Raw genomic sequence first — 22,222 nt, 5'->3', positions numbered from 1 at the left:
AATACCTAATCTGACGCGGGCTCATCCATCAGCGATAAATCTTTCCTCCGTAGAGAATATACGGTATTAGCTTTTATTTCTAAAAGTTATTCCGTACTGATGGGTAGATTCCCACGTGTTACTCACCCGTCTGCCACTAACTAATTGGAGCAAGCCCCAATTAGCCCGTTCGACTTGCATGTGTTAAGCATACCGATAGCGTTCGTTCTGAGCCAGGATCAAACTCTCAAGTTTGATTCTGTCAGTTTTACTTTAAAAAATTGACAGGTTTAATTATCACTTTTGTGATATGTACATGTTTACTGTCACTATCTATATCTAATTATTTACTTTTAAAAACAGCTGCGACTTTTTTTCATTTATCGCTTTAGATTAGGTGTAGTTATATGCAATATAATCAGACCTGTCAACTACAATTTTGAAATTATTTTATTTTTTTATTAAGAGCCTGTTCACAATCTTATTTTAATTGATAACTAAACAGATTTTTAAGCGAAAATTAATAAGATTTTTGTAGGAATAGTACTCCTATTTCAAAAAAATCTTATAATTTGCAGCTAAAAAGATTTTAATTAGCTTTAAAATTAAGATCGTGAACAGGCTCTTAAGCTTATTTATTTAGCAAGTCCTCTAACAATTTTTCGGATGGAGTGCTACCGTTTAATACTAAATTAGGATTATTTAAAACCTCATTATCAAAGGATTCAAACCTCCCTCCGAGATGTTTTGCTAAAAACCGTTCTGCAATAGCATAAAAGGAAAGTTTATTTGATTCATTTAAAAAGAAATGTATTTCATTTTTATATAAAGTATAAGTTACCGGAATATTATGCTTGTTCATTGCTTCTACCATTTGGTCCGATTCAGCTTGCGGCACTCTTGTATCTTTTGCTTCTTGCATTACAAGTAAAAGCTTTGTGATATTAGTAACGTGCGTTAATGGAGAGTACCGGTATAATTTCTCAGCCGTTTCTAAAAGACTCAATTTTACTTTATCTAGCCTATCTAAACGAGCATCTTGAATAAAGTAATTTGAAATTGTTGCTAAATTAGGTGGACCGGCAATATCCACACTGTAAGCAAAAAGCTCAGGCGTAAAAGTTAATCCGGCAAGTGCCGCATATCCACCGTAACCGACTCCCATAATAGCAATTTTTTTAGGTTCGGCTATTTTATTTTTAATAGCCCAGTTAACGGCATCAATTAAATCGTCTTGCATTTTCTGCCCCCATTCTTCGTAACCGCTACTTAAAAACTTCTTTCCGAATCCTTCCGAGCCTCTAAAATTAACGCTTAGAACCGCATAACCACAATTTGCAAGCCATTGATGATTGGTGTTCATACCCCATTTATCTCTTTGATCAGGTCCATCATGCACTAAAAGTACTAACGGTAATGGATTCTTTGGATAAATTTGCTTATTTAACTCAGTATTTTTAGGGAAAGTAATATAACTAACTAAATCTAAACCGTCCCTAGATTTAATAATTACCGGATTCATAGGAGATGAGAATATTACTCTAATGCTTTATAACGTGCAAATAAATGTTTTACTTCTTTGTTTTTCCTATCATATTTAGTAGGGCGGGTATCACTATAAAACATTACAAACCAAGTTTTGTCATCTACTGTACGATGCATAATTTCTAATTCCCCTAAATTTAAGACCTCAAGGAATTTAATATCATCTCTAATAGCATTATCAATTATACGATATTTAGGTTCATCGTAATTAGTTATAACCTCTTGGACTTTATTGGTAATCGGATCAGAGGTAAAGCTGTAAGAATCTGTCTTTTCATCTTCAGCAATTAATTCTGATTTACCGTTTGCTAAATTGACTAATTTAATAGCTATATTATCACGGTCTCGACTATCATATAAATAAGAACTGTTATTTTGAGAATTACAATTAAAAATTTTGTATCATAACTATCCTTAAGAGGTATTTTGGTAAAAAGCTGCCATTCATTATCTATAAATCGCCAATATTCTTTTTCACCTTTCTCATTCATAGCCATCCCAAAACAAATTTGTAAATTATTATCAAAAAGAAAATTCCAAAATTTATCATTCTTCAATACTAATTTTTTACTGTAATCAGTAAGATTAAATGAATAAATATCAAAATATGTTTGATCAGTTTGTTTTAAGCCAATCACATACTTCATTAGGATTTTTAGGACTTGCGGCAATTAACTTAGCTGTAAGATTTTTATCAGGAGTTAATAATTTTGTTTGTTTGGTTTTTATATCATAACTATAAAGCTGATTATTATTAGTACTTGCTTCTCTTTCTAAGTAAAGTATATGATTATTATAGCCCCAAGCATAATTACAATTACCGCACTTCATATCTATGGTCGTTATAATATTGTCAGGACCATCACTATCTACTATATATATACGATTTATTATCTTTCTCTGCTATATAACTTATATACTTACCGTCCGGACTAAAATTTAATTCTTTATATTTAGATAAGGCAAATAACGCCTTTCTTGGTATAATATCATCCTTAACATCCATATCTGCTTTAATAGCGGGATTTATTATTATACAAAATATAATTATAGAGATAATTTTTGATAGCATACTAAATACCTTAAAATAATTTATAGTTATTTTGTCACTATAAACATAAAAAATTACTTTATGCAATAAATTTTATAAAATTATATGGCACAGCATAATTCAGAAATGTTCAAACAAGATGAGCTTATATGTCATTCCCGCGGAAGCGGGAATGACATATAGGGTTTTTCAAAATTGTCCGATATAATTCTAACCTCCCGAACGTCCGACTTTCAAATCTAGCTCTTTTAAATCGAATTTTATATCGATTATTGCTCCCTCTTCTTCTCTGTTCGCTATATCTAGAATGCCGCAATGTTCTTCGACTATTCTTTTGACTATAGCAAGCCCTACTCCCATACCTTTACTGCTGGTTGTAACATAGCTTTCGGTAGCTTTGCCTATTAGCTCAGGCGGGAATCCTTTACCGTTATCTATTACAATAACACTAATAAAATCGTCTTTAGCATCTATAGTAACTTCTATTTTTCCGGATTCTCGCCCTTCTATTGACTCTTCTGCATTTTTCAACAAATTTATCATAACTTGATTTATTTGGGTAGCATCACACATAAAATCAAATTGATCTACGTTAGACTCAAATTTATACAAAATATTATCATTAAGTAATTTACGTGCTTCAACAATATGCTTAACTAAATAAACTAATTCACTCTTCGTAAATTTAGGAGCAGGAAGACGTGCAAAAAGAACAAATTCGGATACTATATTTTTAATATCGTTAGTATGGCGAATAATCATTTTTAAATAACTTTCAAATTCTGCCCTTTCCTTAATTTCAGGACTAAATTTCTTAAGCAGCCTTTCAGAAGCAAGTAAAATAGGAGTTAACGGGTTCTTGATTTCATGGGCTACTTTTTTTGCAACATCCGACCAAGCCATAGCCCTCTGTGCTATAACTAAATCGCGCTGCTGGCGGGAAAGCTGCTTAATCATTCTATTAAATGCCGCATAAAGCGTTCCTATTTCGTCTTTATCTACTTCATTTTCAGGTACTTGCACCGTTAAATCACCGTCTTTAACTTTGTCGGTTGCAGTAACTAATTTTTTAATAGGTTTTACTATTTTAGCAGTAAATATAACCCCGAAACTTATAGCTACAAAAAGAAGTAATAAGGCAATAAAGATAAACATTATAGAGAACTTAATCTGTATATTATCTATTTCATTTTTAAGGCTATTATACTCGGCAGCTGCTCCGTTAGTTGCATCTACATGGTCGATAATTTTATTATCTACTAATCTACCGACTAATAAATACACATCATTATATTCTTTTAATTTAATCAGCATCCTTATTTTGGTTGGATCGGATTTTACTTCCACCGGTTCACCTAAATCCGCTTTTTTAATTAAATGTGTAGGGATAGTTGCAAATGATAATGAAAAACTTAAATAACTATTAGCTACTATAGTATTAGTAGATTTGTTTAAAACTATAGCTTCATCAAGCGAACGCATTTCTGCTTCAGTATTAAGTGTTTTAGTAAATAAAGCGGGATTGTGAATTAAATCGTAATACATATCGCTTAAATCTTCAGCAACGGCTAAAGCCGTTTCTTTTAGCTGTAATTTATGCTCGGCAATATAAGATTCTGCAACTATCACGGATTGGTCAAGAACTGTAGAAATCTTCTTATCAAACCAAGCTTGAACACTAAGATTAAAAAAATAAACAGAAAATACCGAAACAATTATAGTTGGAATAGCTGCAACTAAACTAAAGGCAATTACAATACGATTTTGTAATTTAGAACTATCATTATTATTATTTTTAGTAAAAAATTTTTGAGTTAGTAAAACACCTAAAATTAAAAAAATTGCTAAATCAACTAATAAAAATCCAATAATCGTACTAAAATTCTTCGATTCTAAAGATATCACATAAGAAGTAGCACAGGCAAAAATAACGGCAGCCGCTATTAAAGTAAAAATCAGCATTCTACTAGAAAAATAAGAATGTAAATTTTGTTTAAGATAACTAAGCATAGATACTGTTTATATGACTATAACCGTTCTTTATAACATAAAAAAAGTCAATTGGGAATATTTCAAGAAGTACCTTATTGTATTTCTGCGGAGGCGTTGCTGCGTGGGTACTTAATCGTCATTGCGAACAGACATTGTTGCGTGGACCGGTAAAATCCACTGTGTCACCTAGTTCGCTTGACCACGGGGTCCATAAAAACAATAATACTAATAATTTTAGTATTTTTAACTGGATCCCGTGGTCAAGCCACGGGATGACAGAGGTGAAATTGATCCACGCAACAATGCTTTGCGAGCAGCCGTAGGCTTCTGAGATTGCTTCAATTGCTATGCAATTTCCTCTCAATGACGGAAAATTACGAAGCAACCTATAGTCAATTCAGCCCCATTTGGTGACAGGCGTGAGAGTAGAGCCTATAATTAATAGGCGAAAGGGCGAACAACGTGCTACCTCATGCAAATCAATTGACTATACATAACAAAAAAGCTAGAAATATTAATATTTCTAGCTTTATATTTAGTATTTAAATAGTTTGAAATTTTATTCATCAAACATTTTTTTACGAGCAAATTTTCTCTGTCTTCTCGCTGCTTCTTGTGCTTTACGAACACGCTTCGCTGAAGGTGTTTCATAATAACGCTGTTCTTTCATCTTACGAAAATAAAGCTCTCTTTGTAGCTTTTTCTTAAAATTCTTAAGCGTATTATCACAATTACCGGCGTGAACATTTACTAGTATCACTAAAATTACTCTCCTTAAAAGATATTGTGGTTTATTGAACTATACCCTATAATTAAGTTATATGTCAAGGTTAAAAATATGAGCATTCAAGAAGAACACCATATCAAAAAAATAAGCTTCGTGCAATCTTTATTAGAATTATTACCGTTTAATGAATGGAATAATAAGCTACTCGAAGAAGCAGAAGAAAAATGCGGCTTTGCAAAAGGTTATGCTTTAATAGTTTTTCCGGAAGGTTTATCTGAAATAGTAGAATTCTTTGAAAGCTACTTAGATAATATTATGTTAGAAAGCTTAAACACAATAGAAGAACCAAAAAAAATAAGAGAGAAAATATTTTTAGCCGTAAAGATCAGAATCAAAACCGTGCTTCCTATTATTCATAGTAAGAATGCCGCTTATTTTGCATTAAATCCAATGCAAGGCACTCAAGTTGCATTCCGTAGTTGTGATGCTATTTGGCGTTATGCCGGCGATAAATCTCTTGATTTTAACTATTATACCAAAAGAGGCTTATTACTCTCGGTTTATGTCTCATCTATTCTTTTTTATATCCAAGACGAATCGGAAAATTATATTGAAACTGATAAATTTATTGAGACTGCCGTAGAAAATATAGTAAAAACTTTCTCACAGATGAAAAAATTACTTGATCCTTCAAATATCCCCATAGTTAGAATGTTTACGTAGATATACTTAAATGGGGTAAAATATATTTTTGTGTAATATTAATTATTTGGTAGGCTTTAAATAAATACATGATTAATAATTGACACTATGATGTATATTATAATATTATATTTTAGAATTTATTAAGTGATATAATTACATAGTAGCATTGATAAAAACGGTAGGTTATTAATTCCTCATCAAATTAGAAACGCTATGAAACTTAAAGCCGGCGATTCTTTCATTATAAATAAAGTTACTACATTTAGTAACTCTTCATAAGGCTGTAAAAGAAGCTCAAGCATTGTTTAAACAACATGGCTCTAAATCAGAATCATTTGTTGATGAATTTTTAAAGCAGAAATATCAAGAAGCAAATAAAGAAAATTCTAAGTTTTAATTTGTGGTTCGATAATGTCTTCTCATAATGATAAATCTGTAATTCTAGATAGCTCTTCCTTGATAGCTTTACTTAAAAGGACAGGACAAAATTAGTACTGTAAATATTGCAGAAGTAGTAAAATTCTTGATAGACCGAAAAGGTTTAACAAGAGAGCAAACACATAAGCTAATACCAAATCTTATTCCAACAATTTTACCGTTTGATGAGGAGCAAGCTTTTTTAAGCGGAGAGCTAATAACTAAAACTAAACAACTAGGATTATCACTTGGTGATAGAACTTGTCTTGCTCTTGCACTATCAAAAAATTATCCCGTATATACAGCAGATAAAGCTTGGGCTAGCTTGCAATTAAGTTGCAATATTGTTTTGATTCGCTAATTATCAAAAAAATATTTTTATAGAGCTTAAATGCTTCATTTAAAAAACTTTTCTGATTCTTTTGCTGATAACCACTGTGGTTGTTGTTCAATATTTGCCGCTGTTTTCCCCTAATAATTATCTTTAAGATTTTCTATCCAAGCTTTATCTCTTATTTCTTCAAAAGAAAGCTCATTATTTTTCTTATATTTTGAAAATATTCCTCCCACATCCGGAATAGGAGATAACATAGCGTGGTTATTATTAATTTTCTTATTAATAATATTAATGTTAAAAGGTTCTCTGATTTTCATTTGTTCATTAAAATTAAATAGTTTAGTACAAATTATGTATTTATCTCTTAGTCATTATCTATTATTATAGATAAAATTATTATAATAATTTCTAAAATAATGACAAATACTAAATATTATCCTGAAGTTAGTTCGAATGCTGATTTTGCAGGCTTAGAGCGAGAGATACTAAAATTTTGGCAAGACAATAATATATTCCAAAAATCTATTGACGATAGGAATGGAGAGGCGGAATTTATTTTTTATGACGGCCCACCTTTTGCAAACGGTTTGCCGCATTACGGTCACTTGCTTACCGGCTTTATTAAAGACGTGTATGCTAGATACCAAACTGTAAAAGGTAAGAAAGTCGAGCGTCGCTTTGGCTGGGACTGCCACGGTCTACCTGCTGAAATGCAATCAGAGAAAGAACTTGGTATTTCAGGACGTCTTGCAATAACTAATTTCGGTATAGAGAAGTTTAATGCACATTGCAGAGCTTCGGTAATGAAATATGCTAGCGATTGGGAAGAATATGTAATTAGTCAAGCAAGATGGGTGGATTTTAAAAATTCTTATAAAACGATGGATAAGAATTTTATGGAATCCGTCCTTTGGACGTTTAAAGAACTATATAATAAAGGGCTATTATACGCGTCAATGCGGGTAATGCCTTATTCTTGGGCATGCGAAACACCGCTTTCTAATTTTGAAACAAGGCTTGATAATTCTTATCGTGAGAGAGCAGATAAAGCAATAACGGTGAGTTTTGTACTATGTCATCCCGTGGCTACGACCACGGGATCTTTTAAAGAATACCGTATACTCGCTTGGACGACTACGCCTTGGACATTGCCGTCGAACCTAGCCCTCGCAGTCGGTAGTGATATAGATTATGCATTAGTCCCAAAAAATGGTGTTTGTTATATTATAGCTGCTTCTTCCGTCTCTAAATATGCTAAAGAATTAGGACTTAGCGGTGAGGAAAATTTTGAGATAATTAAAGGCTCAGAGCTTCAGGGATTAAGTTATAAGCCTTTATTCGACTATTTCGAGAATCATCCAAACAGCTTCAAGATATTTGCAGGTGATTTCGTGGTTGAGGGTGACGGCACGGGCGTTGTTCATATGGCTCCAGGCTTTGGTGAAGATGACCAAATACTTTGTGAATCAAAGGGGATCTCACTTGTTTGCCCTGTTGATAATAGCGGTAAGTTTACCAAAGAAATTTCTGATTTAGAGGGTTTGCAAGTATTTGACGCAAATGACAAAATAATTATCAAACTGAAAGAGCAAGGAAATTGGCTAAAAACCGAGCAGTATATTCATAATTATCCTCATTGCTGGCGAACAGATACACCTCTTATATATAAGGCTGTTCCGTCATGGTATGTAAAGGTTACACAGTTTAAAGATAGAATGGTAGAATTAAATCAGCAAATAAATTGGATTCCATATCACGTTAAGGATAATTTATTCGGTAAGTGGCTTGAAAATGCCCGTGATTGGTCAATAAGCCGTAATAGATTCTGGGGAACGCCGCTGCCTGTATGGAAATCAGACGATCCAAAATATCCACGCATAGATGTTTATGGCTCTATAGAGGAATTAGAGAAAGATTTTGGAGTTAAAGTTACTGATTTACATCGTCCGTTTATCGACAAACTTACTAGGGCCAATCCTGATGATCCAACCGGTAAATCAACAATGCGTAGAATCGAAGACGTGTTTGATTGCTGGTTTGAAAGCGGCTCAATGCCATATGGGCAAGCCCATTACCCTTTTGAAAATAAAGAATGGTTTGAGGATCATTTTCCGGCTGATTTTATAGTTGAGTATTCAGCTCAAACACGAGGATGGTTCTATACTTTAATGGTGCTATCTACTGCTTTATTTGATCGTCCACCATTTTTAAATTGTATATGCCACGGCGTAATTTTGGATGCTACAGGTCAAAAACTTTCAAAGCGTCTTAATAACTACGCCGATCCGCTGGAGCTATTTGATAAATACGGCTCAGATGCCTTAAGAGTTACGATGTTATCTTCAAACGTTGTTAAAGGTCAGGAGCTATTAATTGATAAAGACGGTAAGATAGTGTTTGATACGCTTCGTCTATTTATCAAACCTATATGGAATGCTTACCATTTCTTTACGATGTATGCTAATGCCGATTCACTTAAAGGCGAGCTTAATTTTGCTTCCGAAAACGTGCTTGATGTTTATATATTATCCAAGCTTAAAATAGCCGTACAAAAAATTGAAGAGAGCTTAGATAATTTCGATACGCAAACGGCTTATCATACAGTTTTAGAATTTTTTGAAGTATTGAATAACTGGTATATAAGGCGAAGTAGAGCTAGATTTTGGAAAAGTGAAAAAGATACAGATAAGCAAAATGCTTATAATACTCTGTATTCATGCCTTGAAACTATGGCTATTGCGATGTCAGCACTAGTGCCTATGATTTCGGAGGCGATATATAAGGGATTACGTCATTGCGAGGACACTCTGTCATCCCGTGGCTTGACCACGGGATCCAGTAAATCAATAAACAACAACACTACAAGTTGTTTTTTGGATCCAGTGATCAAACCATGGGATGACACCCCATCAGTGCCTCGCAATGACGAGATTAGTGTACATCTCTGCAACTACCCTACTCTCTCAGACTTTGAAATAAATCACGAACTAGTTGCTACTATGGATAATGTGCTTGATATTTGCAGTAATAGCCTGTTTATCCGAAGCACTGAAAATATCAGAGTAAGGCAACCACTAGCTAGTATAACTATCATTAGTAAACATAATGATAACCTTAAAGATTTTAAAGATTTAATTAAAGATGAAATTAATGTTAAGGCGGTAATTTATCGTGACGATCTAGAGAATTACGCAAGCAAAAAACTATCGATTAATTTTCCAATGCTTGGTAAACGTTTGCCGCATAAAATGAAAGAGATTATAGCCGCTTCTAAAAAAGGTGAGTGGGAAGCTATCGCAGGCGGTTTAGCTATATGCGGTGAAACCTTAAATAGTGACGAATATAAGCTAGTTTTAGAACCATATTCACATATAAAAGGAGCAGCAAGTTTTGAGAATAATAGTAGCTTGTTAATACTTGATTTAGAGCTAACACCTGAGTTAATAGAAGAAGGATACGCAAGAGACATTGTACGCTTCATACAACAGGCTCGAAAAGATGCCGATTTCTCTATAACTGACAGGATTTTAATTGAGATAATAAGCGAGTTTGATTTATCCAAGATAATTGATAATTATGGAGACTTTATTAAAGAACAAACTTTAGGCGAGTTTGCTAAAAATTTCACGCCTGATTATGTAAGTAAAGTAGAATTAGAGAACCATCAAATACAACTTAAAGTTAAGAGATCGTAAATTATTTTACTATCAATTAAGATATTGGTAATTTACTTAGATTAATCTATAGTACGCACGCTATAAATTAATTTAAGGTAAATTACGCATAAAAGCTTCTCTTTTAAAGCTCTAAGAGATTCTTTGAAAACTGAAAAACAAAAATGATAGTCTTTATGAAGCGGTTCTTCAAGGTCGTTTAGATTTAGTTAAATATTTTATTGAAGAAAAATGGTTTGATGTTAATACTACAATTGATGATCCTGTATACGGAAGTGCTATATTAAGTATTGCTACTATGGAGGAGCATACTGATGTAATGGATTACCTCCTAACAAAAGGTGCTATCCCATCTCAAGGTGTTATATCCGCAATAATAAAAGTTAATGTCAAAATTTTAGAAAAGTTGTTTGAATATGGTGCAACAGCTCGTGGTGATTATTCAGAAGATCCTGTTGCTTTAGTAGTATGCGGTACGATCGAAGCCTATGAACCCAATTATAATAAAGCCCACCTAAAGAACAAGATCTGCTTAAGTATGTAGAAATGCTTAAATTTTTATTAGAGCATGATGGTAATCCTAATGCTCTAATTTTAGAAAGAGGTATAGTAGTCCTTGTAGCATTAAATGCACTTATAGATAAGCCGGAAAATCCTATATATAAAGATATTTGCAAATTATTAATTAAGCATGAAGCTGATACTTCTAAGCATAATAATGATAAGCATAAGAAATATATAGCAATTATAGAAAAGTTAAAAGCATAAATAATGTAAATGTTTCTGAGGCTAATATTGAAACTAAAACAGGTTTTAGATTAGGAGAAACTGTTATCAAAATTCTTTTCACTTGATGAAATTAATACACTTGGTGAAAGTCAAACTCCTTTAGGCGGTGATATAAAAAATATATTTAATTCTGAGCTTGAATAATGTTATTCCTACGGAGACAGTAAAGTATTGTTGAGTAGATACCCAATTCGTCATTGCGAGGAAAAACTATAAGTTTTGACGAAGCAATCTCAGGAGTTTGTTATTATTTCATGAGATTGCCACGCAGCCTACGGCTGCTCGCAATGACGATTTGCTATCCATGCTGGAGTGATATCAACTACTTTATGCAAACTCCAATAATACCTGCCCTCTTACAACATTATCCTTTTCATTAACAAAAATTTTAGCTATTTTTCCGTCTCTTTCGGCTAAAATAAGATTTTCCATTTTCATAGCAGTTAAAATCATAATTTCTTGTCCTGCCGTCACTTCCTGCCCTTCTTTTACCTTTATTGCAGCAATCTGACCGCTTAGAGGAGCTTGTAGTTCGGAGCTTTCTTCCACCACTACTTTTGAGACCATCAACGCTTCAAGTTCTGATATACGAGGAGAGCGTACAAAGGCTTTTACGCTAATACCGGCATGCGATAATAAATAACCGGTTCTGATATTTTCAATTTTAACATTTGTCTTTTTACCGTTAATGATAGCCGTAAAAAGTTCATTACCTAAATTCCAGTTACTACGAATATATATTCTATCGCTTTCATGACGTATATTATAGCCGTTTTCAACAGGTGTAATTAATACGGGGAATAGTTTATCATCGATAGTTACTACCCACCTTGTACCTATTTTGTTAGCCTGATTGTTAATATTGCCGGAAATTAAAGAAGCACGTCTTTGCTCCGATATATAAATAAAAATAGCCGTTGCTAAAAATACAGTAGTTACTTCTGAAGTTAGACTAGCCCCGGAAAAACCGTCAGGATATTCTTCTTGAATAAAGGCAGTAGAAATATCACCGCTAACAAAGCGTGGATGTAGCATTACCGCTTCTAAGAAACTAATATTATGAGCAATACCGTTAATTATATAAGAACTCAAAGCAGAACGCATTACTTCAATTGCCTGCTCTCTTGTTTCACCGTAAGTACATAATTTCGCAATCATTGAGTCATAAAACATACTTACTTCACCGCCAAGCCCAATCCCTGTATCTATACGGATATTAGGACTCTTTGCAGGTTCGGAATAAGCTATAATTCTACCGCTAGAAGGTAAGAAACCTCGGCTTGGGTTTTCGGCACAAATTCGTGATTCAAATGCCCAACCTTTTAATTTTACATCATCTTGTGTAAATGATAATTTCTCGCCGGCTGCGATTTTTATCATCTCTTCAACGATATCTATACCGGTAATTAGCTCAGTAACAGGATGCTCGACTTGCAACCTAGTATTCATCTCTAAAAAATAGAAATTTTTATTGCTATCTACTATAAACTCAACGGTACCAGCCGAATAATATCCCACTTTTTGAGATAAGGATATTACCTGCCGATACATTTCTTGCCTTATATCTTCGGTAATAAAAGAACTTGGTGCTTCTTCAATTACTTTTTGATGGTGACGCTGTATTGAACATTCCCGCTCTCCGAGACATACACTATTGCCGTATTGATCGGCAATTAGCTGAATTTCGATATGACGGGGAGTTTGAATTAACTTCTCAATAAATAATCTATCATCACTAAAACTATTGGCTGCTTCAAGCTTTGCCGACTCAAAAGCATTTGCCATTTCAGCGGGATTATTCACTACTCTCATACCACGTCCACCGCCGCCGGCAGCCGCTTTTACTATTACCGGAAAACCAATCTCTTTAGCAATATCCACCGCTTGCTTAACATCGTTTATAGTTCCCATATAACCCGGAACGGTGCTAACTCCGGCTTCTATCGCTATCTTTTTTGCTTCAATTTTATCGCCCATTTTTTTAATAGTTCCGGCACTCGGTCCTATTAAAACAACACCTTCTCTTTTAAGAATATTAGCAAAATTTGGATTTTCCGATAAAAAACCGTAACCTGGATGTACTGCACTTGCTCCACTTTCACGAATCGCCGAAATAATATTTTTAATAGATAAATAACTTTCCGTTGCAGGGGAATCACCTATATAATAAGCCTCATCTGCATGCTGCACATACATTGAGTTTGTATCTGCTTCAGAATATACTGCAACCGACTTTATCCCCATCTTTTTTAAGGTACGTATTATCCTAACGGCGATTTCGCTACGATTAGCAATTAAAATTTTATCAAATAATGGTTTATTCATAGTTTTTTGTTACAATTTTAGTTTTTGTCATCGCGAGAAAAATTACAAAGTAATTTGACGCAGCAATCTCAGGAGTTTGTTATTGTTTCATAAGATTGCCTTGCAGCCTACGGCTGCTCGCAATGACGATTTGGTATCCACACAGGAATAACGGTTATAACGGCAAGTTATCATGTTTCTTCCAAGGCAGTTCTACTTTTTTAGTACGCAGGAAATTTAATGCCTTACATATTCGCCATCTAGTATTTTGCGGTCTTATAATATCATCTAAATATCCCCTAGATGCCGCAACAAAAGGCGATGTTACTACTTTCCTATATTCATCGATTTTTTGTTTTTTAGCTTCAGGGTTTTTACATTCTTCCTTAAATATTATCTCGGCTGCTCCCTCTGCCCCCATAACGGCGATTTCTGAATTAAACCAAGCATAGTTTATATCACCTCTAAGATGCTTGGAGTTCATAACTATATAAGCACCTCCGTAAGCCTTACGGGTAATTACAGTAATCTTTGGCACTGTAGCTTCCGCATAAGCGTATAACAGCTTAGCCCCATGCTTAATAATACCATCATGCTCTTGAGATGTACCAGGCAGAAATCCAGGCACATCAACAAGGCTTACTATAGGAATATTGAAAGCATCGCAAAATCTAATAAATCTTGCTGCTTTTCTCGAGGCGTTTATATCTAAACATCCTGCTAAATGCAAAGGCTGATTAGCCACAAATCCTACCGGATAACCTTCCATATAACCAAAACCAATAATGATATTCTTAGCAAAATCAGGTTGTAGTTCAAAAAATTCTCCCTCATCAACGATACGCTCAACAAGCTCTTTCATATCATAAGGCTTATTAGGAGTGTTAGGTATTAACGTGCTAAGAGACATATCGACTCTATCGGCAGGATCAACAGTCGAACGAACAGGGAGAGGACTACGATTGGATGACGGAAGGAAATTAAAGAACTTACGAATTTCGAGCAATGCTTCTATATCATTGTTGAATGCAAGATCGACAACGCCGCTTTTAGTGGTATGCATCCTAGCACCGCCGAGCTTTTCTTGGCTTACTTCTTCACCTGTAACGGTTTTTACTACATCGGGACCGGTTACAAACATATAAGAGCTATTCTTAACCATAAATATAAAATCGGTTAAGGCAGGAGAATATACCGCACCACCGGCACAAGGTCCCATAATTAGGGTAATTTGCGGGATAACACCCGAAGCTAAAACATTACGCTGAAATAATTCACCGTATCCGGCAAGAGCATCAACCCCTTCTTGAATTCTTGCTCCCCCTGAATCGTTAATACCGATTACGGGAGCACCGGTTGCTATAGCTTGATCGATAATATCGCAGATTTTCTTAGCATGATATTCGCCTAGAGAGCCGCCGAGTACGGTAAAATCTTGGCTATAAATAAATACCAATCTACCGTTTATCGTACCGTGTCCCGTTACAACACCGTCACCTAAAAACTTTTTATCCTGCATCCCCAAATTATCGCATCTATGGGATACAAACATACCTGTTTCGGTAAAGCTATTCGGATCTAATAATACTTCTATGCGTTCTCGTGCAGTTAACTTACCTTTTTGATGTTGTGCGTTGATCCTAGCTTCACCGCCCCCTTGCCTTGCAATATTTTTTCTTTCATCCAGTAACTCAGGAGAGATTATATTACTTTGATTCATAGATTATTTATAGTTTTATTTTCCAAAATATTCATAATATAATATAATAATGCTAATGTGAAAAGATAATTATTTATGTCATCTACCGAAGATACCAAAAAAAAAACTTCAATAGCCAAACCGGCAGCTAAATTTAATAACTTATCAACTGCTTTAAAAAAGAATTTACAAAGAAGAAAGAAAATACAAAAAGAAAAGAATAATAAAGAAAAAATTGATACTAAGCTCTGTGAACATTTCTAATTGATTTGTTATTTTGAGGAGAATAAAATATGAATTTACATGAAGTAATAATTAAAATTAGTAAAATTTTTTCTCTTTTTATTCCCAAACAAGATATAGAGGAATCTAATAATAATATTCCTGCTAATAGAGAAGCAATGCGCGATTATTATGAAGATTTAAATAATCCTCATTAAAAAGTATTTATCTATATGCAATTTGACATATTAATATAAATTGCTAATATTATTTGACAAAAACCTTAGGTTAGGGTAATAGTTAGAAACTATGACATAATTAAAGTAATATGACAAAATGGTAATTTATGCAAACTATGCGTACTAAACTTGGAGAAGGTGGCAGAATTGTTATTCCTGCATCATTCCGTCAGAATCTTCACCTACTACCAGGTGATGATATAGTATTACATATGAAAGAAAATATAATCTATATTACAACCCCAAATCAAGCTCTAGCTGAACTACAAGCAATGGTAAAAAATTACACTGATTCTACAGGAGAAAGAATCTCTCTTGTAGATGAATTAATAAAATCAAGACGTTTAGAAGCAAGTCATGAGTAATAGAGTAGTACTTGATACTTCAGCACTTTTAGCCTTACTACAAAATGAACCAGGTAGCACAATAGTTAAGCCTTTGATACAATTTTCTTGTATGTCTACAGTAAATATTACAGAAGTATTAACTTCATTGCAACGTATGAAAATTACTATGGATACAGCTTACACCTTAGTTACAGAAATAATACCGTCTATTATTCCATTTGATCTAGAGCAAGCCGCTCATACAGCCCAATTACAACCATACACCCAACCCAAAGGCTTATCACTCGGTGATCGAGCGTGTATTACTTTAGGTATCAAACTACAAGTTCCTATATATACCGCAGATAAAATATGGGCAGAATTAAAATTAAATAATGCTGATATTAAATTGATTCGTTAATTGTAAGTATTAAAATAGAGTATTATATAATATGGACACAAACAAATTATATCTTTTCAAAGATAGACGATTTTTACCAAATTTTATAGTGCAGTTATGCGGTTGTCTTAATGATAATATATTAAAAAATGCCCTAGTAATCCTTATAACATACGGTATTACCGGTTCTTTAAGTAAATATAATAATCTACTTGTTTTAATTGCTAATGCTACTTTTGTACTACCTTTCATAATATTCGCAAGCATAGCAGGACAAATTGCCGATAAATACGAGCGTGCAAATCTTATTAAAATTATTAAGATTTGTGAAATCGGTATAATTGCCTTTGCAATTTATGGATTTCATCATAATAATCTGCTAATTCTGTTTTGTTCTATTTGCTTAATGGGTATACACTCTACTTTTTTCGGTCCAATCAAATATAGCGTATTACCTGATCACCTAAATAAAGACGAACTACTTGGAGCTAACGGCTTTGTTGAAGCCGGAACTTTTATCGGTATTCTTATCGGTACTATAATCGGCAGCTATTATAATACAATCAGCAATAATTTTATAATTTATTCCTTAATTACCATCGCTTTTCTTGGCTTTATTACAAGCCTTTTTTCCCAAAAATCTAAAAACGCAAATCGTGATATTAAAATAAATTTTAATATTATAGATGAAAGCATAAATATGATTAAATATACCAAAGCAAAAAAACAGATATATTTAGCTATACTTGGTATTTCATGGTTTTGGTTTATTGGAGCTGCTATAATTTCTCAAATACCTTTACTTGCTAAGATAACTTTTAAAGCCGATGAGAATGTTGCTAATTTATTTTTAGCGGTTTTCTCGCTTGGTGTTGGGGTCGGTTCATTTTTATGTAGCAAAATATTTGAAGATGAGATTACCGTTAAATATCTATTTATTTCAGCCCTAGGCATTAGTATTTTCGGTATTGATTTATTCTTTGCAAGTAGAATTAGCTCAGTTAACTACGAACCTACTCAACTAAAAAGTATTTTAGTATTTTTATCGAAAAGACATAATTGGCGAATAGTTATAGATTTATTTTTCTTAGCGGCAATAGGCGGTTTATATATCGTTCCTCTTTTTGCGATATTACAGCATTACGCAAACCCTGCTCATCGTAGTCGAATTATTGCCGTTAACAATCTTATCAATTCCATTTTCATGGTGGGATCAACAATTATTTTATCTTTATTATTTTATCTAAATTTCACTATACCTTGGATTATATTATTTATTAGCCTAGCTAATATAATCATTACTATACATATTTACCGTTTAATACCTGAAGTTAAAATTATTCCGTTTAAGCTATTGCGAAGAATATTCCAAATCTGTTTTGATCTTATGTATAAGGTTGAAGTTAAAGGATTTGAAAATTTTCAAAAAGCAGGTAAAAAAGTAGTAGTTGTCGCTAACCATATTTCATATCTCGATCCGCCGCTAATTGCTACTTACTTACGAGAAGAAATGACTTTTGCAATTAGTCCCGATATACAAAAAGTATGGTGGATTAAACCGTTTTTACGTATGGCAAGAACTTTGCCGGTTGATCCAAGTAACCCAATGGCAATAAAGACTTTAGTAAAAGAAGTACAAAGGGATCAGAAAGTAGCAATTTTCCCTGAAGGTAGAATAAGCGTTACCGGCTCTTTAATGAAAATATACGAAGGACCGGGAATGATTGCCGATAAAGCCGGTGCTACCGTTTTACCGGTTAGAATAGACGGTACTCAATTTACTCATTTATCAAAATTAAAAAACATATTAAAAAGAAAAATATTTCCTAAAATTACTATAACCGTTTTACCACCGGTAAAATTCGCTAATATGGATGCTGCAAGCAATCAAGAACGACGCAGTTATATATCTAGGACTCTTTATGATATCATGGCTGACATGATGTTTGAGAGTTCAGACTATAAAAATACTTTATTCTCATCTCTTATAGAAGCTGCTAAAATTCATGGATTTAAGAAAAAAATAGTTGATGATTTTGAAAATAATGCGGTTACTTATCGAGATTTAATATTAAAATCTTTTATCCTAGGTGATTTAATCAAAAAGAATAATATCTTTGGCAGAAATTTAGGCTTAATGTTGCCTAATACCACGAATACGTTAATTACTTTTTACGCTATGCAATCTAGTGGTTATGTTCCTGCTATAATTAACTGGAGCAGCGGCATAAGTACTATTATTAACTCCTGTAAACTTGCACAAATTAAAGTAGTTTACACTTCAAAACAATTTATCGAGAAAGCAAATTTACATGAATTAATAACTAACTTATTAGATTTCGGTATTAAAATAATATATTTAGAAGATTTTAAAAATCAGATTGGTACAGCTCTAAAACTAAAAGCAAAAATAGGAAGTTATTTTGCCCAAACTTATTACAATTATTTTTGTCGTAATCGTGATGACGAAAAACCGGCAGTGATAATTTTTACTTCGGGTACTGAAGGTGAACCTAAAGCCGTATTATTATCTCACAGAAATTTACAAACTAATAGATATCAAATAACTGCTAAAGTACCTTTTAGCCCTGAAGATATAGTATTTAACTCATTACCTTTATTTCATTGTTTTGGTCTTGGTGGTGCAATTATTACAACTTTAAACGGTATTAAGCTGTTTCTATATCCTTCTCCACTAAATTATCGCAGCATTCCCGAAGTTACATACGATATTGGAGCAACTATATTAATGTCTACTGATACTTTTTTAAACGGTTATGCTAATTACGCTCACCCATATGATTTTTACTCATTACGCTATATATTTGCCGGTAGCGAGAAATTAAAAGAATCTACAAGACAATTTTGGCTTAATAAGTACGGCATACGTATTTTTGAAGGGTATGGGATTACAGAAGCCGCACCTATTATAGCTTGCAATACCCCTATGCATAATAAAGCAGGCACGGTAGGAAGATTATTACCGAAAATTGATTATAAGCTTGAGAAAGTAGAGGGAATAAATGAAGGGGGATGTTTATTCATTAAGGGTCCTAACATCATGCTTGGTTACTTAGACTTAGAAAGCAACTATACTTATAAAGAATGGTATGACACCGGCGATATAGTCAAAATAGATTCTGAAGGATACATAACAATTTTAGGACGTTTAAAACGCTTTGCTAAAATAGCGGGAGAAATGATATCTCTTACAAAAATTGAAGAACTTGCAAGCGAAATTGATCCTGATTCCTTACACGCTGCTATTTCTATCCCCGACAAAACACACGGAGAAAAGATTATTTTACTTACTACCGGTTCCGATATAAATAGCGAGAATTTTGCAGATGCCGTATCTAAAGCTCAAATTTCTTTACTACATTTACCGAAAGTAATTATTACCGATTCAGAAATACCTCTGCTTGCAAACGGCAAAATTGACTATCTTGAGATTATGAAAAACCAACAACGTCATCACATGGCTTGACCGGCATTGTTGCATGGCTCGAAAAACCCGTTCATTGTCATCCCGTGGCTTGACCACGGTATCCGGAAAAATAACTAAAAATACTAATATTATTAGTATTTTTAACTAGACCCCGTGGACAAGCGAACTAGGTGACGGTGGTGAAACCGATTCACACAACAACACCGGCTTGACCACGGGGTGACATTTATTTTTTCTTTTGACTATTAATAGCAGCATTCAAAACTAATTTAAACCACTTGCCTAATAACTCTTGATCCTCCATAATTTCAGGTAACACCTTCCAATATGATAGAGTTACAAGTTTATCTTTACTTTGATATACAAATGGCTCAGAACCGAAAGATTGAAAATATTCATAAGTGCTTAGGTCTGACTTAAAATATAATTCATTGCTCTTAATAATTCCCATCATAACACCACCCTTATATATACCATATCCACCAAACATTGCACGAACGGCTACTGAACCATATGGTTCTAACAATTCTTTGACATATTCAGTAAATTCATTTTTGTTCATAATAATCGCTTTAAATACAACAAACCATAAATAAACGTACCTAATATAATAAACAATGGAGTTAAAGGTAAATCAAAGTAGAAAGAGCTAAATGCGGCACAAAAATTAATAAATAAAGATATAAGAATTGATATTATAATCATCTGGGAGGGGCTATATGCTACAAACCGTGCAATCATTGCAGGAATAAGTAAAATAGCAGTTACCATAAGTACTCCGACAATCTTTATAGCAGAAAATACCGATAATGAGAGAAGAAGTAAAAATATTAGCTCAATAATATTAACCTTTAAGCCTTTTATGACTGCAATATCTCTATTGATAATGATAAGAAGAATTTGATTATAAAAATATACTATAAAGCCTATAATAGTTATTAGGACTACTCCTAGTATAATCAAATCATTAAAAGACACGGATAAAATATCCCCAAACAACAAATTCACTATATTATTCTGCAAAGAAGTAAAATAATTAATAACTAAAGCAACAGCTAGCATAAAGCTAGAAATCAAATTAATAACTGCGTTTTTTTCAGAATTATTTTTAAAAATAAACACAAAAAACGAAAAAAGAATTGCAACTATTATGCCTGAATATATTAATGGAAAATGTGCTATAATACTTATGCTAGCCGCTAAAAAACTACTATGAGCAAGCCCATCGCCGAAATAAATATATCTCTTCCATAGGGCAATACAGCCAAGGGGAGCAAATATGCAGCTAATTAAAATTAAGGCTAGTATTATTAAAGTCATCTGAATATATTATATATGTTTGTTGTATGGCCTCTTGTCATCCCGTGGTCAAGCCACGGGATGACATTGGAAAGAATCATAGACTATGTCTTCAATCGATAAAAAAGAATTAGAAAAATTTGAGAAAATTTCTCACAATTGGTGGAATAAGGACGGGGAATTCGGTATCTTACACCGAATAAACCCTATTCGCCTTGAATATATAATAGAGAAAATAACTACGCATTACAATAGACACCTTTCCAAACTCGCTTATAGAGAGGAATTTGTAGGAAACACGCAGCACAGCACCGCAGCGTACATAGAAGTACGTGAGGATGCAAGCAGCGGATTGACGCACAAATTACCTCTAGAAGTAGAGTTTGAGAAGATGTTTAACGATATTTCTAAATTAGAAATATTAGACGTCGGTTGCGGTGGAGGATTAATTGCAACGCCTTTAGCGGCTCAAGGTTTTAACGTTACAGCCATTGATGCATTGCAAAGTAACATTGAAACGGCAACTGCTTATGCTAAGGAAAACGGCATAAAAATAAATTATTTACAATCTACTATAGAAGAATTACAGAGTGACAAACTATATGATGTGGTAATTTGTCTTGAGGTTATTGAGCATGTAGAAAACGTGCAGCAATTCATACTGAATTTGGTGAAGCATATTAAGCCCAACGGTATGGCAATAATTTCCACGATTAACCGCACTAAAAAAGCTTATGTACTTGGAATAACAGTTGCTGAATATGTTTTAGGTTGGGTGCCTAAAAACACTCATGATTATAGCAAATTCCTAAAACCATCGGAAATTTACGAAATGCTTACGGATACCGATGTTGAAATTAAAGAGCTAAAAGGCTTGGTATATGATCCGATTAAAAATGAATGGAAATTAAGCGATGATATAGATGTAAATTATTTTATGTGTTTGGGGAGAAAGAGTATATATCATCCCGCGACTTGATCGCGGGATCCAGTTAACAATACTAATAATATTAGTATTTTTAGTTGTTTTCTGGATACCGTGGTCAAGCTACGGTATGACACAGTTCTT

Annotated in this window: 25 protein-coding genes and 1 rRNA gene; 12 read left to right on the top strand and 14 right to left on the bottom strand. The window is 33.4% G+C overall.

Annotated elements, in window-relative coordinates; all coding sequences use genetic code 11:
• The 9 genes from D6968_RS05435 to rpsU all read right to left on the bottom strand — a co-directional run.
• Positions 1 to 234: ribosomal RNA gene (locus D6968_RS05435) — 16S ribosomal RNA — on the bottom strand; the annotation flags it as partial.
• Positions 235 to 610: 376 nt separating this feature from the next.
• Positions 611 to 1,501 (bottom strand): alpha/beta hydrolase family protein, encoded by an 891-nt coding sequence (locus D6968_RS05935; RefSeq protein ID WP_245969229.1) that lies wholly within the window; start codon positions 1,499 to 1,501, stop codon positions 611 to 613.
• Positions 1,502 to 1,515: 14 nt separating this feature from the next.
• The gene (locus tag D6968_RS06270; RefSeq protein WP_281269443.1) at positions 1,516 to 1,641 is read right to left on the bottom strand and encodes a hypothetical protein; all 126 of its coding nucleotides are present in this window, start codon (positions 1,639 to 1,641) and stop codon (positions 1,516 to 1,518) included.
• A 212-nt stretch (positions 1,642 to 1,853) separates the two neighbouring features.
• On the bottom strand, positions 1,854 to 2,162 hold the full coding sequence (locus D6968_RS05930) for a hypothetical protein (RefSeq protein ID WP_245969227.1): 309 nt from the start codon (positions 2,160 to 2,162) through the stop codon (positions 1,854 to 1,856).
• Positions 2,140 to 2,355, bottom strand: coding sequence for a hypothetical protein (locus D6968_RS05925; protein ID WP_245969225.1), 216 nt, complete (start codon positions 2,353 to 2,355; stop codon positions 2,140 to 2,142). The genes D6968_RS05930 and D6968_RS05925 overlap by 23 nt, the downstream gene beginning before the upstream one ends.
• A 34-nt stretch (positions 2,356 to 2,389) precedes the next feature.
• Positions 2,390 to 2,596, bottom strand: coding sequence for a hypothetical protein (locus D6968_RS05920; protein ID WP_245969223.1), 207 nt, complete (start codon positions 2,594 to 2,596; stop codon positions 2,390 to 2,392).
• 189 nt (positions 2,597 to 2,785) lie between these two features.
• A complete protein-coding gene (locus D6968_RS03430) occupies positions 2,786 to 4,585 on the bottom strand; it encodes a sensor histidine kinase NtrY-like (RefSeq protein WP_121543390.1) in 1,800 nt (599 codons plus the stop codon).
• Positions 4,586 to 4,703: 118 nt separating this feature from the next.
• Positions 4,704 to 4,931: a hypothetical protein gene (locus tag D6968_RS05240; protein ID WP_177717257.1), complete on the bottom strand. Its 228-nt coding sequence runs from the start codon at positions 4,929 to 4,931 to the stop codon at positions 4,704 to 4,706.
• Between the two features lie 195 nt (positions 4,932 to 5,126).
• Positions 5,127 to 5,327: a 30S ribosomal protein S21 gene (rpsU, locus tag D6968_RS03420; RefSeq protein WP_012148483.1), complete on the bottom strand. Its 201-nt coding sequence runs from the start codon at positions 5,325 to 5,327 to the stop codon at positions 5,127 to 5,129.
• Positions 5,328 to 5,405: 78 nt separating this feature from the next.
• Here rpsU and D6968_RS03415 point away from each other — a divergent pair, with 78 nt between their 5' ends.
• From D6968_RS03415 to D6968_RS03405, 3 genes are all read left to right on the top strand, one after another.
• Entirely contained in the window at positions 5,406 to 6,017 is a 612-nt protein-coding gene (locus tag D6968_RS03415; RefSeq protein ID WP_121543386.1) for a COQ9 family protein, read from the top strand.
• Positions 6,018 to 6,164: 147 nt separating this feature from the next.
• A complete protein-coding gene (locus D6968_RS06665; protein WP_121543424.1) occupies positions 6,165 to 6,278 on the top strand; it encodes an AbrB/MazE/SpoVT family DNA-binding domain-containing protein in 114 nt (37 codons plus the stop codon).
• 244 nt (positions 6,279 to 6,522) lie between these two features.
• Positions 6,523 to 6,777 (top strand): PIN domain-containing protein, encoded by a 255-nt coding sequence (locus tag D6968_RS03405; protein ID WP_245969221.1) that lies wholly within the window; start codon positions 6,523 to 6,525, stop codon positions 6,775 to 6,777.
• Between the two features lie 110 nt (positions 6,778 to 6,887).
• Here D6968_RS03405 and D6968_RS05235 read toward each other — a convergent pair whose 3' ends face one another.
• Entirely contained in the window at positions 6,888 to 7,070 is a 183-nt protein-coding gene (locus D6968_RS05235) for an AbrB/MazE/SpoVT family DNA-binding domain-containing protein (protein WP_177717254.1), read from the bottom strand.
• Positions 7,071 to 7,169: 99 nt separating this feature from the next.
• Here D6968_RS05235 and ileS point away from each other — a divergent pair, with 99 nt between their 5' ends.
• From ileS to D6968_RS03385, 3 genes are all read left to right on the top strand, one after another.
• Entirely contained in the window at positions 7,170 to 10,448 is a 3,279-nt protein-coding gene (gene ileS, locus D6968_RS03395) for an isoleucine--tRNA ligase (RefSeq protein ID WP_121543384.1), read from the top strand.
• Positions 10,449 to 10,746: 298 nt separating this feature from the next.
• On the top strand, positions 10,747 to 10,971 hold the full coding sequence (locus tag D6968_RS03390) for a hypothetical protein (RefSeq protein ID WP_177717250.1): 225 nt from the start codon (positions 10,747 to 10,749) through the stop codon (positions 10,969 to 10,971).
• Between the two features lie 2 nt (positions 10,972 to 10,973).
• Positions 10,974 to 11,195: a hypothetical protein gene (locus tag D6968_RS03385; protein WP_121543380.1), complete on the top strand. Its 222-nt coding sequence runs from the start codon at positions 10,974 to 10,976 to the stop codon at positions 11,193 to 11,195.
• 348 nt (positions 11,196 to 11,543) lie between these two features.
• Here D6968_RS03385 and D6968_RS03375 read toward each other — a convergent pair whose 3' ends face one another.
• Positions 11,544 to 13,541: an acetyl-CoA carboxylase biotin carboxylase subunit gene (locus tag D6968_RS03375; protein WP_023507730.1), complete on the bottom strand. Its 1,998-nt coding sequence runs from the start codon at positions 13,539 to 13,541 to the stop codon at positions 11,544 to 11,546.
• Between the two features lie 154 nt (positions 13,542 to 13,695).
• A complete protein-coding gene (locus D6968_RS03370; RefSeq protein WP_121543378.1) occupies positions 13,696 to 15,240 on the bottom strand; it encodes an acyl-CoA carboxylase subunit beta in 1,545 nt (514 codons plus the stop codon).
• Positions 15,241 to 15,315: 75 nt separating this feature from the next.
• Between D6968_RS03370 and D6968_RS05230 the strand changes: the two genes are divergently transcribed.
• The 5 genes from D6968_RS05230 to D6968_RS03355 all read left to right on the top strand — a co-directional run bounded on the left by D6968_RS05230 (position 15,316) and on the right by D6968_RS03355 (position 19,893).
• Positions 15,316 to 15,483 carry a hypothetical protein gene (locus D6968_RS05230; protein WP_177717247.1) on the top strand — a complete coding sequence of 56 codons (168 nt, stop codon included), beginning with the start codon at positions 15,316 to 15,318 and terminating at the stop codon, positions 15,481 to 15,483.
• A gap of 29 nt (positions 15,484 to 15,512) precedes the next feature.
• Positions 15,513 to 15,659, top strand: a complete 147-nt coding sequence (locus D6968_RS05225) for a hypothetical protein (protein ID WP_177717245.1) — start codon at positions 15,513 to 15,515, stop codon at positions 15,657 to 15,659.
• Between the two features lie 128 nt (positions 15,660 to 15,787).
• Positions 15,788 to 16,045 carry an AbrB/MazE/SpoVT family DNA-binding domain-containing protein gene (locus D6968_RS03365; RefSeq protein ID WP_032138869.1) on the top strand — a complete coding sequence of 86 codons (258 nt, stop codon included), beginning with the start codon at positions 15,788 to 15,790 and terminating at the stop codon, positions 16,043 to 16,045.
• Complete coding sequence (locus D6968_RS03360) at positions 16,038 to 16,427, top strand: type II toxin-antitoxin system VapC family toxin (RefSeq protein WP_121543376.1); 390 nt, start codon at positions 16,038 to 16,040, stop codon at positions 16,425 to 16,427. The genes D6968_RS03365 and D6968_RS03360 overlap by 8 nt, the downstream gene beginning before the upstream one ends.
• A gap of 31 nt (positions 16,428 to 16,458) precedes the next feature.
• Entirely contained in the window at positions 16,459 to 19,893 is a 3,435-nt protein-coding gene (locus D6968_RS03355; protein ID WP_121543374.1) for an acyl-[ACP]--phospholipid O-acyltransferase, read from the top strand.
• A 187-nt stretch (positions 19,894 to 20,080) separates the two neighbouring features.
• On the opposite strand, the gene D6968_RS03345 is transcribed toward D6968_RS03355, so the two are convergent.
• Positions 20,081 to 20,416 (bottom strand): TfoX/Sxy family protein, encoded by a 336-nt coding sequence (locus tag D6968_RS03345; protein ID WP_121543370.1) that lies wholly within the window; start codon positions 20,414 to 20,416, stop codon positions 20,081 to 20,083.
• Entirely contained in the window at positions 20,413 to 21,174 is a 762-nt protein-coding gene (locus D6968_RS03340; RefSeq protein ID WP_008580849.1) for a metal ABC transporter permease, read from the bottom strand. The genes D6968_RS03345 and D6968_RS03340 overlap by 4 nt, the downstream gene beginning before the upstream one ends.
• 85 nt (positions 21,175 to 21,259) lie before the next feature.
• Between D6968_RS03340 and ubiG the strand changes: the two genes are divergently transcribed.
• Positions 21,260 to 22,132, top strand: coding sequence for a bifunctional 2-polyprenyl-6-hydroxyphenol methylase/3-demethylubiquinol 3-O-methyltransferase UbiG (ubiG, locus tag D6968_RS03335; protein ID WP_121543368.1), 873 nt, complete (start codon positions 21,260 to 21,262; stop codon positions 22,130 to 22,132).
• The last annotated feature ends 90 nt before the right edge of the window (positions 22,133 to 22,222 follow it).

Origin of the sequence: Candidatus Rickettsia colombianensi (assembly GCF_003664375.1) — a bacterium.
GTDB lineage: Bacteria > Pseudomonadota > Alphaproteobacteria > Rickettsiales > Rickettsiaceae > Rickettsia > Rickettsia tamurae.
Note: the sequence above shows the minus strand (reverse complement) of the source record. Positions and strands in the feature narration are given on the sequence as shown.